Source organism: Candidatus Pantoea multigeneris (assembly GCF_011752615.1).
Taxonomy (GTDB): Bacteria; Pseudomonadota; Gammaproteobacteria; order Enterobacterales; family Enterobacteriaceae; genus Pantoea; species Pantoea multigeneris.
This window is the reverse complement of sequence record NZ_VWXF01000022.1, coordinates 1-3,740: the sequence shown is the minus strand read 5'-3', so window position 1 is coordinate 3,740 and position 3,740 is coordinate 1. Positions and strand designations below refer to the sequence as shown.

The following is a 3,740-nucleotide window of genomic DNA, read 5'->3' as shown; positions in this document are numbered from 1 at the left end:
AGTTATCTCCACAGGAAACTTTAGTTATCTCCACAGGAAACCAAAGTTATCTCCACAGGAAACTTTAAGGTGGAAGGAATTCCGCTTCGAGTGGAAAAAGTTGAAAAAAAATCAACACACACACTTGATTTTAAAAATCAATAAGATATAACGTGTTTATACCTAAGAAACTTAGTTTATTAAAAAAGGAGAAATATATGGCACAAGTTAGAAAAAATAAGGTTATTGATTTGGAAGATAACGGACTAATAGATGAGTTTACGAAAGAACGCATTAAAAATCTTCGTAAAGAAAACGATGTTAAGATCACAACGATTATACAAGAAGATAATAAAGTTTCTTTGAAAAGTCAGTTTGTAATAACGTTTTTAGATAATTTTGATGCATTGATTAATCTGGGTTTAAACAATACAGAAATGAAAGTGATTTCATATATTTTGAAAAAGATGGAATTTGGAAACTTATTAAATTTAAATCAGGTATCAATTTGTAAAGCACTTGATTTAAAAAAATCAAACGTCTCTAAGATTTTCACAAACCTATACAAGAAAAAAGTATTAGTCAAAGACAGTGATGGTAACACATACGTGAATGCTAACCTTTTCGCAAAAGGCTTAAAACATAAAATGAATTCAGATAGCGAAAACGGTAAGAATCTAATTAAATCGCAAGCAGAATCCGATTGCTTTACAAAATCATTTTAAAAAAGGAGAAAACACAATGGTAGAATTAATTTTCGAAACAGAAGCAGAAAGAAAAATAAGAGAGGGTGAAGTAGAATTTGATTTTGATGATGAGGATTTATTACGCCTTCATCAATATCACATGGATGAAGATTTCCACGCTGAATAAGCCGCATAGCGGCTTGTTGGATCAATCATTGTATTTTCTACGAATGTATAATGATTGATTTAAAAAGGACTATGCTATGAGTTTTGAATTTCGTTGTTCATATTTAGTTAAAGATTCCGACTTAAAGGATTATATTGTTGAGAAAAAAATAGACAAGATTCCAACAATTGATGTTAAGTATCAGAAAAAAATTATTGAGTTTATATGTAGCAAAAATAATTCTATTTGGGATTATGAATACTGTTTTCTAAAAGACTCAATAAAAGAAAATGGATTAAGTACGTTTGAAGAAAAGTTTTTATTAGCATTTATCGAAGTTAAAGAGATAAAAGAAAAAGAATTATTTATCGAGACTTATATACAATGCAAAAGTAAATAATATAATAAAACCGCACATGCGGTTTTATTTTGGCCTAAATTTTGGCGAAGGTCGTGAATATTGTTTCTGTTTTTCTTTTTCGTCTTCTGGTCGCATAGATATTTCTGCGACACCGAAAGCGGGCACGTTCTCACGTATGCGAGCTGCTGACGCTTGTTTAGCTTCGTTATCGAGTTTAGCGCGTTCGCGCACGCTCTGGCCAAGTATGTTTTTCACCTGGGGCATGAGGCCCAGATCTTCAAGCGAGTTGACTAACGTTTGTGCTGCAAGCATCTTTTCGTTCTGTGCTTGTAGTCTGCTGTTGTTACGCATTAGTTCACGCATCCTGTTGTTTTGAGCTTTTAAGCCTGTTGCAAGCGTAGCTCTACGCACTTCCAGAGGGTTAACGACTTCTTGCCTTAGGTTGTGGTTATGAGTTGCTAACATGCTCTTGTTGAGCTTGTCAGCAACGGCAATTGAGATCGTGCCGGTGTTCTTCCCAAACCAGTTCTTTTCCTCATATTTTTCATATGGAAATTTATACTTTCTATCGAGTTTAATATCTTCTGTTCTCTCGTTTTTCGAGTCTTCTAAAATTCCGTAGAAGGATTTTATATCTTGATGATGAACGTTACTTTTTCTTTGCCCTCTCTCTAACCCAAAATGATCCAGATGTCGCGCATACGCGCTTTGTAAGCGTACTAGATTGTGTTTTCCTGATAAGTTTTTATGGTCTTTCATGCAGAGTCTAGGTCCAGTCGTGTCTCGCACGATTGGACACACACAAGCGTGGATATGAATTGTACTTTCGTCGTAGTGAACAACAGCTTGAAGAAGATCCTCATTATATTTTTCTTTTAGAAAATGAATGTTGGCTCTTTCCCAATCTTCAATTTCCATTTTAGTAGCTGTCTTGAAAAACTCTGGGGTAGCAGTTAGTAAAATCTCTGCCAATACAACAGCGTCTTTTCTAAATTTCTCTATACCGTTTTTAGAAAGATGATTCTTTAAATCACCTTTTAAATCTTTGCTACCAACCAAAATTCTATTTTGGTCCTTTTTTTCCGGATCTGCGTTGAACGTCTCTCTTAACCTTAGATTGTGGAACGCTACCGCGTTCACCTTTCCCATTTTTATTTTTCCTATTCGTAATATCGCGTAGTTTTTCGTTGAGTTGCTTGTCATATTCTTCTTTCTCCAATGCGTATAAAATTTCTTCCTGATTGTGAACTGTTATTAAAGAAAAGCCGAGTTCCTCAGCTTTCTTTAACATCTTCTTATGTAGATCTCTTGTATCGTATTTATTTAAAATGCTCATTAGTCTGAAATCTCCAACAAAATTATTTTTTCAATTTGTTCTAATGAGTATTTTAAAACAAGTCTAATATCTCCAAGATCGTTGACTCTTTCTGCAACGTTTTTTTTCTTCGATACTTTCAATAATGTTCTTTGTAAGCTGTTTAATACTTCACATTCTACTGCTGTTGCTTTTTTCATAATTCATTCCTTCTTTTGATTTTGGTTTTGGTTTTAAAGGCCCCGCCAGGCTCACACTTTGCATAGCAAAGTACAGTGAGTGTACTTTTACGTTTTTCTACCTTATAACTTTGTTATAACTCGAGTAGAAAAAAAGTAAATAGTATTGCTGAAAATAATAGAAAAACTAAAACGTTCTACTCTCGTGCATATTACGCAAGCGAAATAAGCACACAGCAAAATATTAATTTGTTTTCGCTTGCGTCAATCGCTCACACGCTCAAAATAAATTTTGAACGTATTCCCGATTATCAAAATTAAAACCGAACACACTCAAAACCTCGAGATAGATAGCTGTCTTGATTTATCGCATTCGCTCAAAATCGCCGGCTCTCGCCCCCAGGCTACGCCAAAACCAAGATCTTGGGGGCTACGCCCAGGCATCGAACACACTCACTTTGAAGCTATGGCCATTTAGTCAACTGACCTAAATTCTATAACTTTGTTATAGCCTGGCGCTCGCGCTGCTCCCTTGCCCCGATCCGGGGAAAAGGGCAGGGGATAAGGGGAACGACTCGTTAGAGCATTGGTTTTAGTGAGCGAAGCGATACCAGCCCACGGCAAGAATTCCGTTTTTCTGAGAAAACTAACCATGTGACGACGCTACGCGAAATCTATCGCTTTAAACGAGCTGTAACGCATCGTGACGCACGCTACAAAACCGTTGCATTGTTTAGCATCCAAAACGCTGAACAGCTTCAAAACTCGTTTTGAGGCTGTGAAGGGTTGACCAACCAGAGCGAAGCGGCGGGCGGTAGTGATTTTGACCCTTTCTTATGTTTCTTTATTCTTTACTTCTTAAGGGGGGGTTAACATATTGATATTACTGAATAAAATCAAAAAAAAGTTATCTCCACAGGAAACTTTAGTTATCTCCACAGGAAACTTTAGTTATCTCCACAGGAAACCAAAGTTATCTCCACAGGAAACTTTAAGGTGGAAGGAATTCCGCTTCGAGTGGAAAAAGTTGAAAAAAAATCAACACACACACTTG

5 protein-coding genes are annotated in these 3,740 nt (G+C 36.0%); 3 read left to right on the top strand and 2 right to left on the bottom strand.

What is annotated here, in order from left to right; translation table 11 throughout:
- Positions 1 to 197: 197 nt before the first annotated feature.
- The 3 genes from F3J40_RS24535 to F3J40_RS24530 all read left to right on the top strand — a co-directional run bounded on the left by F3J40_RS24535 (position 198) and on the right by F3J40_RS24530 (position 1,231).
- Entirely contained in the window at positions 198 to 704 is a 507-nt protein-coding gene (locus F3J40_RS24535) for a hypothetical protein (protein ID WP_167018775.1), read from the top strand.
- 16 nt (positions 705 to 720) lie between these two features.
- Positions 721 to 852 (top strand): hypothetical protein, encoded by a 132-nt coding sequence (locus F3J40_RS25095; RefSeq protein WP_255464908.1) that lies wholly within the window; start codon positions 721 to 723, stop codon positions 850 to 852.
- Positions 853 to 928: 76 nt separating this feature from the next.
- Entirely contained in the window at positions 929 to 1,231 is a 303-nt protein-coding gene (locus tag F3J40_RS24530; RefSeq protein WP_167018772.1) for a hypothetical protein, read from the top strand.
- Positions 1,232 to 1,255: 24 nt separating this feature from the next.
- Here the strand turns inward: F3J40_RS24530 and mobV are convergent, their stop codons facing one another.
- Entirely contained in the window at positions 1,256 to 2,395 is a 1,140-nt protein-coding gene (gene mobV, locus F3J40_RS24525; protein WP_167018770.1) for a MobV family relaxase, read from the bottom strand.
- Positions 2,396 to 2,527: 132 nt separating this feature from the next.
- Positions 2,528 to 2,707, bottom strand: a complete 180-nt coding sequence (locus tag F3J40_RS24520; RefSeq protein ID WP_167018768.1) for a hypothetical protein — start codon at positions 2,705 to 2,707, stop codon at positions 2,528 to 2,530.
- Positions 2,708 to 3,740 lie beyond the last annotated feature (1,033 nt).